Origin of the sequence: Pseudomonas sp. WP18, assembly GCF_036689585.1 — a bacterium.
In the GTDB taxonomy this organism is placed as follows: Bacteria; Pseudomonadota; Gammaproteobacteria; order Pseudomonadales; family Pseudomonadaceae; genus Aquipseudomonas; species Aquipseudomonas chlororaphis_E.
In genome coordinates this window covers 1803236-1820826 of sequence record NZ_CP144758.1, presented here as the reverse complement: position 1 = coordinate 1820826, position 17591 = coordinate 1803236, and the positions used below count along the sequence as shown (strand labels likewise).

The window sequence follows — 17591 nt, the reverse complement described above, 5'->3', positions numbered from 1 at the left end:
GCCTGCAACCCATCGCTTGTCGCTGCTTTTAACGTCCTGTAATGGATTCGCGGGGCTCAACGGCCAGCGCGAGACTCACGAATGTAGAAGCGCGCCTTCTCGGCTTTTTTGGAGCAACCTTCGAACGCTTCGAATTGCTGCTGGGTCTTGGCGCCGGTCAACAGCGACAGTGCCTTGGAGTAGCTGACGGTGCCGGCAAAGCCTTCGGCCTTGGCCAGGTCCAGTTCATGCCAGGCGGCATCGAGCTGGGTACCGCAGCTGTCACGGTAAGCGGTCTTGGCCGCGCAACCGGTCAGGGCCAGAACCATCAGGGAAGCTACCAGGGGAAGGCAGATCCGGGCTTTCATCATTACACCTCGAGTCAGGTAAACAGTCGTGCAGGTAAGACGGTTTCGCCGGCAAAAAGTGCCGAGGCCAGCCGCGTATATTCCAGCGTGGGCGAGCATACGCAAATGCCACGGCGGCGTGTCAAAAAACGACGCCTGCGCCACAACGATTGAGCCAAGCCGCTGATCAGTGCATTGTTGAAGTCTGTTCGACAAGAGGCCGGGTCATGACAAAACGTGTCGCATTGGTACTGGGATCGGGCGGCGCCCGGGGCTATGCCCATATCGGGGTGATCGAAGAAATCGAACGACGTGGCTACGACATTGCCTGCATCGCCGGTTGTTCGATGGGCGCGGTGGTCGGCGGGATCTATGCCGCCGGCAAGCTCAAGGATTACCGCCACTGGATTGAAAGCCTCGACTACCTGGATGTCCTGCGGCTGGTGGACGTGAGCTTTCGCCTGGGAGCGATTCGCGGCGAGAAAGTCTTCGGCCAGATCCGCAAGATCGTCGGCGAACTCAACATCGAAGACCTGCGCATTCCCTACACCGCCGTTGCCACCGACCTGACCAACCAGCAGGAAATCTGGTTCCAGGAAGGCTGCCTGCATCAGGCGATGCGTGCCTCGGCGGCCATCCCCAGTCTGTTCACCCCGGTGATGCAGGGCAACCGCATGCTGGTGGACGGTGGCCTGCTCAACCCGCTGCCGATCGTGCCGGTCGTGTCGAGCCATTGCGACCTGATCATCGCGGTCAACCTCAACGCCACCAACCAGAAGCAGTACAAGCTCCCGGTCATCCAGCGCCCCGCCGCGTTCCGGCGACGCTTCGACACCCTCGTCAGCTCGCTGGGTTCGCGCCTGCCGTTTCGCCGCAAGCAGGCCGAGCAACTGTTGCTGCTGGAACAGGAGGCGCTGAAGGCCGAGGCGGCCGAGATCAATCCCTGGCTGGAATCGGCGGAACCCGAAGGCCAGCAACCGGCCGCGGCGCCCGAGGCCGAAGGCGCGCCGAAATCCGCCACGGGTTCGTTCATCATCGACAACGTCGGCCCGGCCTCGTTGCTGGATTTGATCAACCAGAGTTTCGAGGTGATGCAGACGTCATTGGCCCAGTACAAGATTGCCGGTTATCCGCCGGATGTACTGATCAACGTGCCGAAGCGGGTGTGCCGTTTCTTCGAGTTCTACAAGGCCCCGGAGCTGATCGCGCTGGGGCGGGAGATTGCCAGCGACACGCTGGATCGGTATGAGAATGAGCAGAAATAGATATGATCATCGCCACGCTCTGGTGGCGAGGGGATTTATCCCCGCTGGGGCGCCAAGCGCACCCCTTCAATCGTTTTGCTCCACTCCAAGGCCTGGTTTGGGGCTGCTTCGCAGCCCAGCGGGGATAAATCCCCTCGCCACAACGGCGTTTGACTGAAGCCCGATGGGTTAGAGTCCACCCTCCCCCAACAACCGATACCCCACCCCCGCCTCGGTCGCGATGAAGCGAGGCCGGGTCGGGTCGTCGGCCAGTTTCTGGCGCAGGTGACCGACCACGATCCGCAGGTAATGGCTGTCTTCGACATGGGTCGGGCCCCAGATGTCCTTGAGCAGTTGCTGCTGGGTGATGACCCGCCCCGGGTGCCGCGCCAACTGCGCCAGAACCGCATATTCCTTACGGGTCAGGGCCACCTCGGCGCCATCCAGCAACACCCGTCGGTAGGCCAGGTCCACCGTCAGCGGGCCGAATCGCAGCGCCGCTTCCTCAGGCGCCCCGGCCGGGGCCTGGCGCAACAGGGCGCGGATGCGGGCGAGGAATTCCTGGATCCCGAACGGCTTGGTCACGTAATCATTGGCGCCGTTGTCCAGCGCTTCGACCTTCTGCGCTTCGCTGGCTCGCACCGAGAGCACCATTACCGGCACCGTCGACCATTGGCGCAACTCGCGCAGCACCTGCTGGCCGTCCATGTCCGGCAACCCCAGGTCGAGCACCAGCAAATCGGGCTTGTTCAGCGCCGCCTGGGCAAGCCCTTGCGCCCCCGTGCCGGCCTCCAACACCTTGTAGCCTTGGGAGGCCAGGCTGATACGCAAGAACTTGCGGATCTGCGGTTCGTCATCGATGACCAAGAGGGTCGCGGTCTGGTTCATGGGGCTCGTTCAACGCTGGGTGGGTAGCAAGCGGCAAGCATATCGCAGGGCCGCTCAGGCTTCATCGTCCAGGCCCGGTTGCGTCTGCAACGGCAGGTGCAAAGTGATGCAGGTGCCGCGCCCGTCCAGGCCATCACCCACGCTGATGCGCCCACCATGGGCGCCGACCATGCCCTGACAGATCGCCAACCCCAGCCCGGTGCCCTGCCCGCCGCGGTCGCCACGGGCAGCGGTGTAGAACATGTCGAAGATCTTCTCCCGCTCTTCTTCGGGAATGCCCGGCCCTTCATCGGCGACGGCAAAGAACACCTCGCTGTCCGTCGCCCCGGCACTCAACCGGAGCCGCCCGTGGGCCGGCGAGAAACGCGCAGCGTTCTCCAGCACGTTCACCAGCGCCTGCTCGATCAGCGCCGCATGGACGTACAGCAACGGCAGTTCAGGCGAGGCTTCAACCGCAAGCGCCAGGGGCGCCAACACCGCGCGCAGGCGGTTCAGGGCACTGCCGACGATATCGGCCGGCGACACCCAATCGCGCGCCAGTTTCAGCGCGCCGTGCCCCAGGCGGGTCATGTCCAGCAGGTTCTGGATATAGCGGTCCAGTCGTTCGGCCTCATCGCGCGTCCCTTCGAGCAATTCGCGGCGGTCCTCCAGCGGGATCGCCTCGCCCAGCGCCAGCAGGCTGTCGATGCTGCCACGCATGGCGGTCAGCGGTGTGCGCAAATCATGGGACACCGACGCCAGCAAGGCACTGCGCAACTGTTCGGTTTCCCCGTGCAGGCGCGCCGCTTCCAGGTCCTGGGCCAATTGTGCCCGGGCCAGCGCCTGGGCCAATGGCTGGCTGAGGGCCGCCAGTAAACGGCGGCGCTGGCCACTGAGCTGCGCGCCTTCCATCGGACACACACCCAGCAAGGCCAGCGGGCCGCCCTCTGCCGACAGCGGCCACCACCACCAGCGTCCGGATGGCAACGTCCCGGTGCCGGCGCCGGCCGGTTGATCGTGCTGCCAGGACCAATCGGCGGCCGCGCGTTCGGCTTCGGTGAACGTCAGCGGTTCGCCGCTCTCGACCTTCCAGTGACCTTGGCCGTCGCGGTTGAGCAGGCACAGTTGCAAGTCGTGCCCGCCACCGAGGTGCTGCGTGGCGGCGCTGATGACGGCCTGGCGATCGGTAGCGGCGGTGAGCTTGCGCGACAGGTCGAGCAGTTCACTGGTTTCCTGCTGGGTGTCGCGCAGCGCCTGCAACTGGCGACGCTGGCGGGCGGCCAGGTTGCCGGTCAACGCCGCCATCAAGAGAAAGAACACCAGGGTCAGCACGTCTTCTTCGCGCTGGATAGTGAGGGAAAAATTGGGCGGGATGAACAGGAAGTCGTAGGCCAGGAACGACAGCGCCGCACAAGCCAGCGCCGGGCCGAGGCTGCTGCGCACGGCCACCAGCAACACCGCCATCAGGAACACCAGGGAAATATTGGGCAACGCCAACACTCCCGAGATCCCCCAAGCCAGGGCACTGGCCATGACTGTCGCGACCAATGCCAGCACGTAATCGAAGCCGGTCTGCACGCTGCTTGAACGCACACGAGCCGGGCGCGGTTGTTCGTCGCCGTCCAGCACGTTGATTTCCAGGCCTCGGGCATCGCGCAGCAGCCGTGAGGCCAGGCCACCGCCCAGCCAACGTCGACGCAGACGAGGGCTGGACTGGCCCACCAGCAACAGTGTGGCGCGACGTTCGCTGGCATGCTGGATCAGTGTCCGGGCCACCTCCGCGGCCCGTAGTAGCACCACTTCGCCACCCAGGCGTTCGGCCAGTTGCTGGGCATTCTGCAAGCGCTGGCGCGAGGCTTCGTCGCGGACACTGCCGTTGTCCACGTGCACCAGGCTCCATGGCAAATGCCGCCGCTGGGCGACGCGACTGGCGTGGCGTACCAGACGCTCCGCCTGGAGGTCACCGTCCACGCCCACCAGCAATCGCCCACGCACAGCCGGAGCGGCCTGGCCCAGTTGTCGATAGCCCTGGGCCAGATCGTTATCGACCTGGGCAGCGGCGGTCTGCATGGCCAGCTCGCGCAAGGCGGTCAGGTTGGTCTGGGTGAAGAAGGCGTCGATGGCCGCGCGAGCCTGTTCCGGTACGTAGACCTTGCCATCGCGCAGGCGCTCCAGCAGCTCGCGCGGCGGCAGGTCGATCAGCAGCAACTCGTCGGCCTCCTGCAGGACCCAGTCCGGCAGCGTCTCGCGCACCTGCACGCCCGTGATGCCGCGCACCTGGTCGTTGAGGCTTTCCAGGTGCTGGACGTTGACGGTGGTGTAGACATCGATACCGGCGGCGAGCAGGTCCTGGATGTCTTGCCAGCGCTTGAGGTGGCGGCTGCCCGGGGCGTTGCTGTGGGCCAGCTCATCCACCAGGGCCAGGGCCGGCCGGGCCGCGAGCAGACCGTCGAGGTCCATCTCCTCGAGCATCACGCCGCGATACTCCGAACGCACCAGCGGCTGCTGCGGCAGGCCGCCCAACAGCGCTTCGGTTTCACTGCGTCCGTGGGTCTCGACCACACCGGCAATCACCTTCACGCCCTGGCGCAGTTGGGTGTGGGCCGCTTGCAGCATGGCGTAGGTCTTGCCGACGCCGGGCGCCGCGCCAAGAAAGACCTTGAGCCGGCCACGGCCGTTGCGCGGTAGATGGGCTAACAGTGCGTCGGCGCGGCCGGAATCGCTCATGTTGGGGGTCTCGTTCAGGCATTAATCAAGCCCTTGTGGGAGCGAGCTTGCTCGGGATGGCGGTGGGACAGTCGCCACTCAGGCCGACTGATACAAAGCCATAGCGAGCAAGCTCGCTCCTACAGGGTTTACAGCTTTTGCAGCGCCAAGTTCAGCGCCAGGACATTCACCACCGGCGGCCCCACCAGGGGTTGCTCGACATGGGCATCGAGCAGTTGCTCCAGCGTCGAGACCGGCAGGTTGCGCGCCGCAGCGACACGCGCCAGTTGATAGGCAATTGCGCTCGGTGGCAAGTGCGGGTCCAAGCCACTGCCGGAGGTGGTCAGCAGCGCCAGCGGCACCGGGCCTGCGCCGGGCACCTGCAACTTCTCGGCGTCGGCGATCACTCGTGCCGCCAGGGCCGGATTACTGGGTGACAGATTGCTCGCGCCACTGGCGACCGTGGCGAAGGCCGCGGCCGATGGCCGTGGATGAAACCAGGCATCGCCCGTGAAGTCCTGGGCGATCAACAACGAGCCGCGGACCTTGCCCTCGGCATCCCTCACCAGGCTGCCGTTGGCCTGGGCGGGAAACGCGACTTGCGCCACGCCCGTGACCACCAGTGGGTAAGCGACACCGGTGACCAGGGTCATCAGCAGAATCAGGCTCAGGGCCGGGCGTATCAGAGTGGACATTTCAAACTCCTCGAATCAGAACACACAGGTGTGGCGAGGGCGCCTGCCAGAAGTGCAGTCACCTCAAACCAGCCTCAACGCCGTCAACGCCATGTCGATCAGCTTGATCCCCACGAACGGCACCACGATCCCGCCCAGGCCATAGATCAGCAGGTTGCGCCGCAACAAGGCCGCCGCGTTCGCCGCTTGCACCCGTACGCCGCGCAAGGCCAGGGGGATCAGCACCACGATGATCAGGGCGTTGAAGACAATGGCCGACACAATCGCGCTTTGCGGGCTGCTCAGGTGCATCACGTTCAACACGCCGAGCTGTGGATAAATCGAGGCGAACAGCGCCGGCAGGATCGCGAAATACTTGGCGATGTCGTTGGCGATGGAGAACGTCGTCAGCGCACCACGGGTCACCAGCAATTCCTTGCCGATCTGCACCACGTCCAGCAACTTGGTCGGGTCACTGTCGAGGTCGACCATGTTGGCCGCTTCCCGCGCCGCCTGGGTGCCGTCGTTCATGGCCATGCCGACATCGGCCTGGGCCAGGGCCGGGGCGTCGTTGGCACCGTCGCCGCACATCGCCACCAGCCGACCGTCATTCTGCTCATGGCGGATGCGCGCCAGTTTTTTCTCCGGCGTGGCCTCGGCCAGCACGTCGTCGACGCCTGCCTCTGCGGCAATCGCGGCGGCGGTCAGCGGGTTGTCGCCCGTCACCATCACCGTGCGGATGCCCAACTTGCGCAACTCGGCGAAGCGTTCGCGAATGCCTGGCTTGACCACGTCCTTGAGATGAATGACACCCAGCAGCCGGCCGTCCGCGCAGACCAGCAACGGTGTGCCGCCGCTTTGGGCGATCTTGTCGACTTCCCGGGCCAGCGCCGCCGGCAACTCGCTGCGTGGCATACCGATGAACTCCAGCAGCGAATCCACGGCGCCCTTTCGATAAATGCGCCCTTGGTAATCGACCCCGGACAAGCGCGTTTCGGCGCTGAACGGCACGGCGGTCAGCGACTCGAGGCCAGGTTCGGGCAGCGGATGCAGGCCTCGCAGATACTCGACGATAGACTTGCCTTCGGCCGTATCGTCGGCCAGCGAGGCAAACAGCGTACCTTCGGCCAACTCCCTGGCGCTCACCCCAGGGGCGGCATGCACCGCGGCACAGCGTCGGTTGCCAAAGGTGATGGTGCCGGTCTTGTCCAGCATCAGTACATGCACGTCCCCCGCCGCCTCCACCGCGCGACCGGACTTGGCGATCACGTTCAAGCGCACCAGCCGATCCATGCCGGCGATGCCGATGGCCGACAGCAGCCCACCGATGGTGGTGGGAATCAGGGTGACCAACAGTGCCACCAGGAACACCAGCGGCAGGCTGCCGTTGGCGAAATGGGCGAAAGGTTGCAGCGTCACCACCACCAGCAGGAAGATCAACGTCAGGCCAATCAGCAGGATGTCCAGTGCCACTTCGTTCGGGGTTTTCTGGCGCTTGGCCCCTTCCACCAGGGCGATCATGCGGTCCAGGGTGGACTCGCCAGGGTTGCTGGTAATGCGCACCAGCAACCAGTCGGAGACCAGCCGAGTGTTGCCGGTGACCGCCGAACGATCGCCGCCGGACTCGCGGATCACCGGCGCCGACTCACCCGTGATCGCCGCCTCGTTGACGGCAGCGATGCCTTCGATCACCTCGCCGTCCCCGGGAATCATCTCCCCGGCCGCGACACGCACCACGTCGCCCTTGCGCAGACGGGTAGCGGGCACCACTTCAAATCCATTGGCGGTCTGGCGCCGTGCGCTCAGGCCTTCGCTGCCGGCCTTGAGGCTGTCGGCCCGCGCCTTGCCGCGCCCCTCGGCCAAGGCTTCGGCGAAGTTGGCGAACAGTACGGTGAACCACAGCCACAGAGCGATCTGCACGGCGACGAACGTCGGCACCGCCGTGTCGGGAACGAAGCACAGCACAGTGGTGAGGATGGCGGTCAGTTCCACCACCAGCATCACCGGGGCCCGGTGCAACTGGCGTGGGTCGAGCTTGACGAACGCTTGCACCAGCGCTGGCCGCCACAAGGACGAGAAGTTGGTTTTCAGGGGTTCCGACGTCTTGGCGACGACGGCTTTGCTCATCGGCATATTCATCATCAATTCCTCAGAAGCCCATGCTCAGGTGTTCGGCGATCGGCCCCAAGGCCAGGGTCGGCAGGAAGGTCAGGCCGCCCACCAGCAGAATCGTCACGGTCAACAAAGTGACGAACAGCGGGCCGTGGGTGGGGAAGCTGTTCTGCCCGATCGGCGCGGTTTTCTTCAGTGCCAGGCTACCGGCCAACGCCAGCACCGGCAGGATGTAGCCGAAACGACCGATCAACATGCCCAGGCCCAGCATCAGGTTGTGGAAAGGGGTATTGGCGCTGAACCCACCAAAGGCCGAGCCGTTGTTCGCCCCCGCCGAGGTGTAGGCGTACAGCAACTGGCTGAAACCGTGGGCACCCGGGTTGCTCACCGCGGCTGCCGGCCCGGGCAGGCTTGCGGCGATGGCGCCCAGCACCAGCACACTCACCGGCATCACCAGCAGGGTGACCACCAGCAACTGAACTTCCCGGGCGCCGAGCTTCTTGCCCAGGTATTCCGGTGTGCGGCCGATCATCAACCCGGACAGGAACACCGCGATCAGCACGTTCAGCAACATGCCGTAGAGCCCTGCGCCGACACCGCCGAAAATCACCTCGCCGACCATCATGTTCACCAGCGCAACCATGCCGCTCAGCGGGTTGAGGCTGTCGTGCATGCCGTTGACCGAGCCATTGGAGGCCGCCGTGGTGGTCACCGACCAGAGCACCGTCGCGGTGGTCCCGAAGCGCGCTTCCTTGCCTTCCAGCGACGCGGTTTGTTCGACGGCGGGGTTGTTCAAGGTCGGGTTGGGCTGGTACTCGGCCCACAGCGACGTGGCACCACCGATCAGAAACAGCACCAGCATGCAGGCGATGATTGCCCGGCTCTGGCGCAGGTCCTTGACGTAATGGCCGAAGGTGAACACCAACGCGGCGGGAATCAGGATGATCGACGCGAGCTCGAACAGGTTGCTCCAGGCCGTCGGGTTCTCGAACGGGTGCGCCGAGTTGACGCCGAAGAACCCACCACCGTTGGTGCCCAATTGCTTGATCGCAATCTGGCTGGCCGCCGGCCCCAGCGGGATCACCTGATCGGCGCCCTGCAGGGTCATCCCATGCACATAGTGAGCGAAGGTCTGCGGCACGCCCTGCCACACCAGGAAGAGCGCCAACAGCAGGCACAACGGCAACAGCCCGTAAAGGGTGGCGCGGGTCATGTCGACCCAGAAGTTGCCCAGCGTCGCGGCGGACTTGCGCCCGATCCCGCGACACAACGCTACCAGCACCGCCAGTCCGGTGGCGGCGCTGACAAAGTTCTGCACCGTCAGGCCGACCATCTGGCTCAGGTAGCTCACCGACGCCTCGCCACTGTAGGACTGCCAGTTGGTGTTGGTCATGAAACTCACGGCCGTGTTGAAAGCCTGGGTCCATTCCATGTCTGGCAGTTGTTCAGTGTTGAGCGGCAGATGCCCTTGGAACAGAAGAATCGCAAACAACAGCACAAAGCCCGCCAGGTTGAACGCGAGCAAGGCCAGGGTGTATTTCTGCCAGCTCTGCTCAGCGCCGGGATCAACGCCTGCCAGCCGATAGCAACCCCGCTCCACGGGCCCGAGGACCGGAGAGAGCCAGGTACGCTGGCCCTCCATCACCCGGTAGTAAAAACGCCCCAGCAACGGTGCTGGAATCAGCACCAGGGCGAAAAAAGCGAGGATCAGCCCGAAATCATAACCGTGCATAGCCGCTCCTAGTTCCGATCCGCGCGCAACAGCGCAACCAGCAGGTAAATGAACAGCGCCACTGCCAACAGCAGCGACACCCCGTCCAGAACACTCATGGGATTTCTCCGTCGTACGGCGTCATGCCGTGTATGGAGTGATTGTCGGCACGGCGGGCGTAAAGGAACGAGATCGAGAGAGCGGTTGGGGGATAAAGAATCTGTAAAAAAAAGCTGAATCGATGGTTGGGCGGCTTCTTCGAGAGCCAGCCCGCCGACTGCTCAGCGCAAGTCCAGTGTGGGAGCGGGCTTGCCCGCGAAGGCGGCACCATCAGCGCCAACGCCCTCAACTGGCGCACAACAGGGGCACATCAAGCAAGGAACATCCCCGATACGACAGGATTTCACCCGTTGCGACCGCCCCCGACACACTGGCACGCCCACTGCACTGCCCTCCCCAGCGCTTTTGCTATGGATCGAGGGGAGCCACCGATGAACACACAACTCAAACCCACGCTGGGTACCCTGCATTTATGGGGGATCGCCGTCGGGTTGGTGATATCCGGCGAGTATTTCGGCTGGAGCTACGGCTGGGGCGTGGCCGGGACACTGGGTTTTCTGGTGACGTCATTCATGGTCGCGGCCATGTACACCTGCTTCATCTTCAGCTTCACCGAACTGACCACGGCCATTCCCCATGCCGGCGGACCGTTTGCCTACAGCCGTCGTGCCTTCGGCGCGAAAGGCGGATTGATCGCCGGGCTGGCGACGCTGATCGAGTTCGTCTTCGCGCCGCCCGCCATTGCCTTGGCCATCGGGGCCTACCTGAACGTGCAATTCCCGGCCCTGGACCCCAAGCACGCGGCGGTCGGCGCCTACATCGTGTTCATGGGCCTGAACATCCTCGGGGTCAAACTGGCCGCGACGTTCGAACTGATCGTCTGCGTCCTGGCGGTGGCCGAGCTGCTGGTGTTCATGGGCGTCGTGGCCCCGGCCTTCAGCTTCAGTCACTTCGCCTTGAACGGCTGGGCCGGCTCCGACGTATTCGGTGCCCCTGCCATTGCCGGAATGTTCGCCGCCATCCCGTTTGCCATCTGGTTCTTCCTGGCCATCGAAGGCGCGGCCATGGCGGCCGAAGAAGCCAGGGACCCGAAACGCACCATCCCCAAGGCCTACATCAGTGGCATCCTGACCCTGGTGGTGCTGGCGATGGGAGTGATGTTCTTCGCCGGCGGCGTCGGTGACTGGCGCACCCTGTCGAACATCAACGACCCGCTGCCACAGGCCATGAAAACCGTGGTCGGCGAAAGCTCCGGCTGGTTGCACATGCTGGTGTGGATCGGCCTGTTCGGCCTGGTGGCGAGTTTCCACGGCATCATCCTGGGCTACTCGCGGCAGTTCTTCGCCCTGGCGCGCGCCGGCTACCTGCCCGCGTCCCTGGCCAAGCTCTCACGCTTCCAGACGCCACACCGCGCCATCATCGCCGGAGGCCTGATCGGCATTGCCGCGATCTACAGCGACGGCCTGATCAACCTCGGCGGCATGACCCTGACCGCCGCGATGATCACCATGGCGGTGTTCGGTGCGATCGTCATGTACATCATGAGCATGCTCAGCCTGTTCAAACTGCGCAAAACCGAGCCCAACCTGGAGCGCACCTTCCGCGCGCCGGGCTACCCTCTCGTGCCGGGAATCGCCCTGGTATTGGCGGTGGTATGCCTGGTGGCGATGGCCTGGTTCAATGCGCTGATCGGCCTGATCTTCGTCGCGTTCATGGCGGCGGGCTTCGTCTACTTCACCCTGACCGCACAACTGCGAGCGGCGGCTCCAGCCGATGCAATGCTGACCGGGCCTTGAGGTGAAGCCGGCCGAACGGGCGTAGTATGGAACCACTGCGAACGAGCTTCGCTCATAAGTGGTAGGCGCGGCAGATTGGCGAACAGACGCCCACTGGCCGCGCCCTCAAGGAGAGCCCTATGCCCTGGTATGCCTGGTTGATTCTGATTGTTGCAATCGGCTCGATCGTTGGTGGTCTGATGATGCTGCGCGACACCGCCAACAAGGTCGAGTTGACGGACGAACAACGCAAGCGTGTTGCCGAGCGCAACGCCGAGATGGACGCGAAGGAGGCCAAGGATCGTTGAGTGCTGGCTGCTGGCTGCTGGCTGGCACAACACTGTGGAGTGCTGCCTGACACAAAACTTTTGTGGCGAGGGGATTTATCCCCGTTGGGCTGCGCAGCAGCCCCAAAACCTGTCACGCGGTCTATCCGATCGACTGGGTGGGTTTTAAAAGGGGCCGCTGCGCGCCCCAGCGGGGATAAATCCCCTCGCCACAGAAGGCCGCGTCCTGTCCGCCTACTGCGTTACTTCTCCCAATCCGCCCTGGCAATGTGCAAGCCATACAACCCCTTGTACGCCGCCCGCTCAGGCTGGCTCCAGCCTTCCAACAATGCGTGGTCCAACCGATAGATCTCCACCCCCAGTGGCCGACAGACGCTCAATGGATCCTGCGCATCCGGCCCCCACATGGCCAGTGACAGGTCACCGCCCGGGCAGGTGGACAGGGCGCACAACAGATCAATTTCGGCAAAGAACTCCAGGTAATCGCCTTTCTGTGCCGGACAGGCCTTCATGAAGTACATGTCGTCATGGTTCAGCCCGGTGCACTGGAAGATATTCAGCACGTCGTGCACATCGAACTCGGTCAAGCCGTGGGGCAACACCGCGCGAGTCAGGTTCGAATGGCAGTGATGGTGGAAATCCTCGCCGGTCAGCATCTTGTTGACGTAAGGGTCGCAACGCGTGCCCAGCAGATCGTGCAACCGCCCCCCGTGCTCGTCGATGCCATAACCGGCCAGGCTGTCGCCGGTGATGGTCACCAGCGGCCGCAGGAACGGCAAGTTCGACCACAACCGGTCGTGGGTACTGACATGGGCGCCCTGCAACTGCCGGGTACGCGCGGCCCACAATCGCTCCCGCGGGTCGTGGGCGTTCCAGACGTTGAAGTCGCCGACCTGCGGGCCCTGCGGCGTGGTGACACGAAAGACGTGCCCGGCGGGTACATGCCAGGCACGGCCAGTGCGAATGGGGACTTCGAACTGCTCGATCAGCGTGCGCTGGTCCTGCCGGGTACGGATTCGGTCGTAGAAAGGCTTGTCCACCTGGAGGGCGGAACCTTTGCTGACCTGGTAGGCAGCTGGGTAGTCTTTGTACATGGCAAGGCTCCTTGATCGCCTGTTAGCGAGCGGCCAATGAGGCTATGAGGCTGCTCATCCAACGGGATATGAACGGTGAGGTCGAGTCCAGCGTCATGCTTCAGTTTGAATGGCCTATAAGCGGCAAAAAAGTGGATCAATTCACTCAAAGAGCGAACCCACGCAGCCCGCTATCGATAAAACGGAAAAAGCCAGTCCCATCGACTGGCCATTCCTTTCGATTCAGCTCAATTCACTTCCAGTTTATCCCGATTTTTGTCCAGGATTGCCTTACCAATGCCCTTGACCTCCAACAACTCTTCGACTGACGAAAAAGCGCCATTACTTTCACGATATGCAACAATTGCATCAGCCTTCGCCTTACCTATCCCAGTCAGCTCACGCTGAAGCGTCGTAGCATCTGCCTGGTTCAAATCCACCTTGCCCTCTTGCGAAGACACCGAGCTCTGCACCACAGGAGGTATTGCCACCTCGGGCTTGACCACTGCGGTCGCGCCTACCGCGACCGAGGCATTGGCCAGGAGGGCAAAAATCAGCGGGTAAAAATATCCTTTACGCATAAAATGAAGCTCCTTGATACCGTCAAGAGGAAGCAGCTTTGTGACGCTGCATTCCAAACTTAGGCGATGATTGAGGGCTGTCAAAAAGGCGACCATTGCAAAAAATGTAATAACGAGGCGTATTAGACTTTCAGGGGCTCACGCGAAATGGGTAGGTCAATCGCATCCCACGCCAGCGAAACGGTGACGGCAAAAACACATTGATGCTCAAGCTAAGGCCACCTACTTCGAGCTGCGAAATCCCCTGCAAGGGCCCCTGCTCCCGGGTTTATCAATCGCCATGACTCTTTCGCTTTGCCTGTAGCACAGAAAAATTTGAGCAGTTACTTTATTATCAGCCGCTGGATCAATGGCTTATAAGCCAATAATCTTACGAAACTTGCCAACACAGGGTGGTGTTCCAACCATCCAATGGAACGGATAACAATGAGCGATCATAAAGATTACTTCGTGCATTCCCACGCTTTATGCGAAACCTCCCAGATAGGCAAAGGCACTCGGGTTTGGGCCTTCACCCACTTGCTACCCGGGGCCAAAATCGGCCAGGACTGCAATATCTGCGACCACGTGTTCATCGAAAACGACGTCGTCGTAGGAGACCGGGTAACAATCAAATGCGGTGTTCAGCTGTGGGATGGTGTTTCCATCGGAGACGATGTGTTTATTGGTCCCAACGCCACATTCACCAATGACCGCTTTCCAAGAAGCAAGGTCTATCCTGAAAGCTTCGACAGAACCGTAATAAGCAAAGGCGCCTCCTTGGGCGCCAATTGCACTATTCTTCCAGGAATAACTATTGGGGAGAACGCGATGATTGGCGCAGGGGCGGTGGTCACCCGTTCAGTGCCCGCCAATGTCACGGTGGTGGGTAACCCAGCAAAGATACTGCAGCGCAAGGATGAAGGCCAAAACCAGGCTTGAACGAGCCTTTGGACGGTTTCGGCACCCAAACAGAATGGGCACATCCTCAATTTTCCTGAAGGTGTGCCCTGCGCATTTATCGAACGTCTTTATCATCGTTCAAGAACAAGCGGGGCAGAGACCGTTGCTTACGCTGACCAGTGAACGCTCAGCCTTGATCAAGGGTCGCGTCGTCTTTGCTGGTGGATCCAGTCCACTATTTCTCCATCGGGTGCATAACCACTGACTGTATCGCGCAACAACTGGCGTACACGCGAATAATCGTCAGTCTCGACGGCGGTGAGCAACTCAGCCAATTTACCCTTCAACGCATCCCAAGGTATGAAGTCTTCATTGGCACTCATAATCATCGGATGAGAAGTTTGCACTACGTTATCGCCAATCAATAACTCTTCGTACAACTTCTCTCCAGGCCGCAGCCCCGTGAACTCAATGGCAATGTCTCCATGGGGGTTCTTTTCCGAACGCACACTGAAGCCCGAGAGATGAATCATCTTCTCGGCCAGTTCGACGATCCTGACCGGTTCTCCCATGTCCAATACGAAAACATCCCCCCCCATCCCCATGGCCCCGGCCTGAATAACCAGTTGCGCAGCTTCTGGGATCGTCATGAAATATCGGGTGATTTTCGGATGAGTGACAGTCAGCGGTCCACCTGACTTTATCTGCTTATGGAACAAAGGGATGACCGAACCTGACGAGCCGAGAACATTACCGAAACGAACCATCGTGAAACGGGTTTTATTGACACGTGATACGTTAGCATTATCGCCAAAAAGCACCGGTGCTATTTCCCGGCTAAGCGCCTGCAGCGTTAGCTCTGCCAGACGTTTAGTACTGCCCATGACATTGGTAGGACGTACAGCCTTGTCTGTGGAAATCAAAACAAAATTGGCAACCCCTGCCTGCAGCGCCGCTTGGGCGGTATTCAATGTACCAATAACGTTGTTCAGAACACCTTCGGCAATATTATGTTCGACTATAGGAACGTGTTTATAGGCTGCTGCATGGTAGACAGTGTTCACTTGCCATACATTCATCACGTCAAGCAGTTTACGCGGGTTGGTTACTGAACCCAGGATCGGCAAAAGACGTACGGAAAGGGACTTCCTGGCAACCTGCTGCTCCAACTCGGACAAGATGCTGTACAGATTGAACTCGCTATGTTCGAACATTATTAATGTCGACGGGCGCAATTCAAGTATCTGGCGGCACAGTTCCGAGCCGATCGACCCTCCGGCGCCCGTCACCATAACCACCTGCTCCTTGATGCAGTGCTCGAGCAAGCTCTCCTGGGCCGGTACTGCATCACGGCCTAACAGATCGGCGATATCGACTTCCTGAATGTCGTCAACTTTTACGCGCCCGCTTGCCAAGTCCATAAAGCCGGGAATACTGCGTACGTGAAGGGGGAAGCCTTCGAGGAAGCCCAGGATCTCACGACGCCTTACCCGGTTTGCCGAGGGAATGGCCAGTAGAATTTCCTGCGCCCCCGTGACATCGATCATGCGCTGAATGTTTTTGGGTTTGTAGACCTGCAGACCCGCGATCACCCGATCGGCGATACTGCTATCGTCGTCGATAAACGCTATCGGACGCATGACACGCCCCATACGCAGTGCAGCTACCAATTGGTTACCGGCAGCACCTGCGCCATAGATGGCGACCTTTGGCAATCCATCGTCACGATTCGTGAAAGGAACATGCTGCGCCGCCGTGAACCAGTCGCCCAGGAAGTACTGACGCATCGCCAGGCGCAGTCCGCCAATCATGATCAGACTAAGCCACCAATAGTTGAAGATGATCGACCTGGGCACAATGTTCTGATGATTGCTGTACCAGAAGACGACGATCCCCAGAATCAACGAAGAGAGGCTGACAGCCTTGATGATGGCGATAAGTGCGTCATTGCCAAAGTACCTCATCACCGCGCGGTACATTCCAAAACGGATAAACAACGGAATCGCGATGGCCGGCGCACTCAGGAACAGAACCTGATGGGCAGTGAATGGATTGATCAGCGCATCGACGCCCAAACGCACCACAAACGAAAGCCACAGCGCCAACCAGACCAGAACGATATCCGCAGACACTTGAATCAAGCGCTTCTGCCGGCGCGATAGCTCCAGCAAGAAAGTTCGTAATTTATCCATAAATCCTTTGGGTACCTAATAAAACGGCTGAACAGTCAGTCTCTTCTCGATGAAGATCCAGAGGCCAGAAACCTAAACCAGTTTCTGCTGAGTACCCTCTGCCAAGCCAGCTCGAAACTTCAGTGCCAGTAAAATCAAAGGTACATACGCTACCAGTACCCCAACAACGCCTTGCACAACCCCCTCGACCACCAGAAAAGCCATAGGCAGCAGCCACAGCAGATTAAGTGCCCCCACTGTCAATGTCACAGGCAAATGTTGCTTGTAATGCCGCGAGGCGAATTGGTAGGCATGGCTGCGATGAGCTTCGTAGAGCTTTTCTCCTCTCAGTAGACGGCGAATCAGCGTCACTGTTGCATCCACGATAAAAACGCCGAGCAAGATCAGCCAGGCAAAAAACAGATCAGACGATATCCAGGCAGACTGAAGTGCAAAAATGCCCAACGTGATACCCAGGAAACCACTCCCGGCATCGCCCATGAAAATCCTCGCAGGCGGGTAATTCCAGCACAGGAAGCCCAGCACAGCACTGGCAAGCAGCAACGGACCGACAACGTTGCCAGCACCCTGCAACCCACCTAGCAGCGCAGCACTCAGGCAGACCGTTATAGCCTCGACACTGGCGATCCCGTCGATACCATCCATAAAATTATAAAGATTCAACATCCAGACCAGAAACAACGCCGCAACCACATAACCAAAAACACCCAACTCCACGTTCATGCCGAACATGGAAAGCGGTGCAAGGCCACCGACCCAGTATAACGCCCAAAACGCGGCGATAAAGTGACCCAACAGGCGCCATCTCGCAGCAATATGACCATGATCATCCAGAAAACCCAGGATAGCCACCAACGACCCTGCCCCTAAGAGCGCCGCGACCGGATTCAATGGCAGGATGCCCAGGAAAAACGATGCCGCCACCGCTGCGAAAAAGCATAGGACAATTGCCACCCCGCCGCCTCTGGGCGTGGGTGCAGTATGGGAACTGCGGGCATTAGGTACGTCTATAAGACTGCGAGCCAATGCATACCGACGCAGGACCCAGGTCAGCAGGAAGGAAGCAATCGCGATAACCGGCAAAACGAACCACAGCATTAA

Annotated in this window: 15 protein-coding genes; 4 read left to right on the top strand and 11 right to left on the bottom strand. The window is 61.0% G+C overall.

The genetic code is table 11. The features are described from left to right. Nucleotides 1-56: 56 nt before the first annotated feature. A complete protein-coding gene (locus V5F23_RS08025; protein WP_042728340.1) occupies nucleotides 57-347 on the bottom strand; it encodes a hypothetical protein in 291 nt (96 codons plus the stop codon). A gap of 206 nt (nucleotides 348-553) precedes the next feature. Between V5F23_RS08025 and V5F23_RS08020 the strand changes: the two genes are divergently transcribed. After that, nucleotides 554-1591 (top strand): patatin-like phospholipase family protein, encoded by a 1038-nt coding sequence (locus tag V5F23_RS08020; protein WP_042728337.1) that lies wholly within the window; start codon nucleotides 554-556, stop codon nucleotides 1589-1591. Nucleotides 1592-1759: 168 nt separating this feature from the next. Here the strand turns inward: V5F23_RS08020 and V5F23_RS08015 are convergent, their stop codons facing one another. The 6 genes from V5F23_RS08015 to kdpF all read right to left on the bottom strand — a co-directional run bounded on the left by V5F23_RS08015 (nucleotide 1760) and on the right by kdpF (nucleotide 9759). Continuing rightward, nucleotides 1760-2458 carry a response regulator gene (locus tag V5F23_RS08015; RefSeq protein WP_338497937.1) on the bottom strand — a complete coding sequence of 233 codons (699 nt, stop codon included), beginning with the start codon at nucleotides 2456-2458 and terminating at the stop codon, nucleotides 1760-1762. A gap of 54 nt (nucleotides 2459-2512) precedes the next feature. Further along, the gene (locus V5F23_RS08010) at nucleotides 2513-5164 is read right to left on the bottom strand and encodes a sensor histidine kinase KdpD (protein WP_338497934.1); all 2652 of its coding nucleotides are present in this window, start codon (nucleotides 5162-5164) and stop codon (nucleotides 2513-2515) included. A gap of 128 nt (nucleotides 5165-5292) precedes the next feature. Next, nucleotides 5293-5838, bottom strand: coding sequence for a potassium-transporting ATPase subunit KdpC (kdpC, locus tag V5F23_RS08005; RefSeq protein WP_047737560.1), 546 nt, complete (start codon nucleotides 5836-5838; stop codon nucleotides 5293-5295). 63 nt (nucleotides 5839-5901) lie between these two features. Next, nucleotides 5902-7950 (bottom strand): potassium-transporting ATPase subunit KdpB, encoded by a 2049-nt coding sequence (kdpB, locus tag V5F23_RS08000; RefSeq protein ID WP_338498872.1) that lies wholly within the window; start codon nucleotides 7948-7950, stop codon nucleotides 5902-5904. Nucleotides 7951-7966: 16 nt separating this feature from the next. Beyond that, nucleotides 7967-9661, bottom strand: a complete 1695-nt coding sequence (gene kdpA / locus V5F23_RS07995; protein WP_212803541.1) for a potassium-transporting ATPase subunit KdpA — start codon at nucleotides 9659-9661, stop codon at nucleotides 7967-7969. A gap of 8 nt (nucleotides 9662-9669) precedes the next feature. After that, nucleotides 9670-9759: a K(+)-transporting ATPase subunit F gene (gene kdpF, locus V5F23_RS07990; RefSeq protein ID WP_003218754.1), complete on the bottom strand. Its 90-nt coding sequence runs from the start codon at nucleotides 9757-9759 to the stop codon at nucleotides 9670-9672. A gap of 372 nt (nucleotides 9760-10131) precedes the next feature. On the opposite strand from kdpF, the gene eat reads away from it, so the two are divergent. Together eat and V5F23_RS07980 are read left to right on the top strand one after the other, a co-directional pair. Then, the gene (gene eat, locus V5F23_RS07985) at nucleotides 10132-11496 is read left to right on the top strand and encodes an ethanolamine permease (protein WP_042728058.1); all 1365 of its coding nucleotides are present in this window, start codon (nucleotides 10132-10134) and stop codon (nucleotides 11494-11496) included. Nucleotides 11497-11615: 119 nt separating this feature from the next. Next, the gene (locus tag V5F23_RS07980) at nucleotides 11616-11783 is read left to right on the top strand and encodes a DUF2897 family protein (protein WP_003183831.1); all 168 of its coding nucleotides are present in this window, start codon (nucleotides 11616-11618) and stop codon (nucleotides 11781-11783) included. Nucleotides 11784-12004: 221 nt separating this feature from the next. On the opposite strand, the gene V5F23_RS07975 is transcribed toward V5F23_RS07980, so the two are convergent. Both V5F23_RS07975 and V5F23_RS07970 read right to left on the bottom strand, forming a co-directional pair. Next, nucleotides 12005-12856, bottom strand: coding sequence for a DUF1989 domain-containing protein (locus V5F23_RS07975; RefSeq protein ID WP_338497930.1), 852 nt, complete (start codon nucleotides 12854-12856; stop codon nucleotides 12005-12007). Nucleotides 12857-13083: 227 nt separating this feature from the next. After that, nucleotides 13084-13416, bottom strand: a complete 333-nt coding sequence (locus tag V5F23_RS07970) for a ComEA family DNA-binding protein (protein ID WP_212803540.1) — start codon at nucleotides 13414-13416, stop codon at nucleotides 13084-13086. A gap of 426 nt (nucleotides 13417-13842) precedes the next feature. Between V5F23_RS07970 and V5F23_RS07965 the strand changes: the two genes are divergently transcribed. Then, nucleotides 13843-14337 carry an acyltransferase gene (locus tag V5F23_RS07965; protein WP_042728061.1) on the top strand — a complete coding sequence of 165 codons (495 nt, stop codon included), beginning with the start codon at nucleotides 13843-13845 and terminating at the stop codon, nucleotides 14335-14337. A 158-nt stretch (nucleotides 14338-14495) separates the two neighbouring features. On the opposite strand, the gene V5F23_RS07960 is transcribed toward V5F23_RS07965, so the two are convergent. Then, entirely contained in the window at nucleotides 14496-16490 is a 1995-nt protein-coding gene (locus V5F23_RS07960) for a nucleoside-diphosphate sugar epimerase/dehydratase (protein ID WP_338497926.1), read from the bottom strand. Between the two features lie 72 nt (nucleotides 16491-16562). Beyond that, entirely contained in the window at nucleotides 16563-17588 is a 1026-nt protein-coding gene (locus V5F23_RS07955; protein ID WP_212803539.1) for a glycosyltransferase family 4 protein, read from the bottom strand. Nucleotides 17589-17591 lie beyond the last annotated feature (3 nt).

What these genes read in the sequence shown, in the direction of transcription:
- kdpB (WP_338498872.1), bottom strand. Translation starts at nt 7,950, where the DNA reads ATGCCGATGAGCAAAGCCGTCGTCGCCAAGACGTCGGAACCCCTGAAA.
- V5F23_RS08015 (WP_338497937.1), bottom strand. Translation starts at nt 2,458, where the DNA reads ATGAACCAGACCGCGACCCTCTTGGTCATCGATGACGAACCGCAGATC.
- V5F23_RS07960 (WP_338497926.1), bottom strand. Translation starts at nt 16,490, where the DNA reads ATGGATAAATTACGAACTTTCTTGCTGGAGCTATCGCGCCGGCAGAAG.
- V5F23_RS07955 (WP_212803539.1), bottom strand. Translation starts at nt 17,588, where the DNA reads ATGCTGTGGTTCGTTTTGCCGGTTATCGCGATTGCTTCCTTCCTGCTG.
- kdpC (WP_047737560.1), bottom strand. Translation starts at nt 5,838, where the DNA reads ATGTCCACTCTGATACGCCCGGCCCTGAGCCTGATTCTGCTGATGACC.
- V5F23_RS08020 (WP_042728337.1), top strand. Translation starts at nt 554, where the DNA reads ATGACAAAACGTGTCGCATTGGTACTGGGATCGGGCGGCGCCCGGGGC.
- kdpA (WP_212803541.1), bottom strand. Translation starts at nt 9,661, where the DNA reads ATGCACGGTTATGATTTCGGGCTGATCCTCGCTTTTTTCGCCCTGGTG.
- V5F23_RS08025 (WP_042728340.1), bottom strand. Translation starts at nt 347, where the DNA reads ATGAAAGCCCGGATCTGCCTTCCCCTGGTAGCTTCCCTGATGGTTCTG.
- V5F23_RS07975 (WP_338497930.1), bottom strand. Translation starts at nt 12,856, where the DNA reads ATGTACAAAGACTACCCAGCTGCCTACCAGGTCAGCAAAGGTTCCGCC.
- kdpF (WP_003218754.1), bottom strand. Translation starts at nt 9,759, where the DNA reads ATGAGTGTTCTGGACGGGGTGTCGCTGCTGTTGGCAGTGGCGCTGTTC.
- V5F23_RS07980 (WP_003183831.1), top strand. Translation starts at nt 11,616, where the DNA reads ATGCCCTGGTATGCCTGGTTGATTCTGATTGTTGCAATCGGCTCGATC.
- V5F23_RS07970 (WP_212803540.1), bottom strand. Translation starts at nt 13,416, where the DNA reads ATGCGTAAAGGATATTTTTACCCGCTGATTTTTGCCCTCCTGGCCAAT.
- V5F23_RS07965 (WP_042728061.1), top strand. Translation starts at nt 13,843, where the DNA reads ATGAGCGATCATAAAGATTACTTCGTGCATTCCCACGCTTTATGCGAA.
- V5F23_RS08010 (WP_338497934.1), bottom strand. Translation starts at nt 5,164, where the DNA reads ATGAGCGATTCCGGCCGCGCCGACGCACTGTTAGCCCATCTACCGCGC.
- eat (WP_042728058.1), top strand. Translation starts at nt 10,132, where the DNA reads ATGAACACACAACTCAAACCCACGCTGGGTACCCTGCATTTATGGGGG.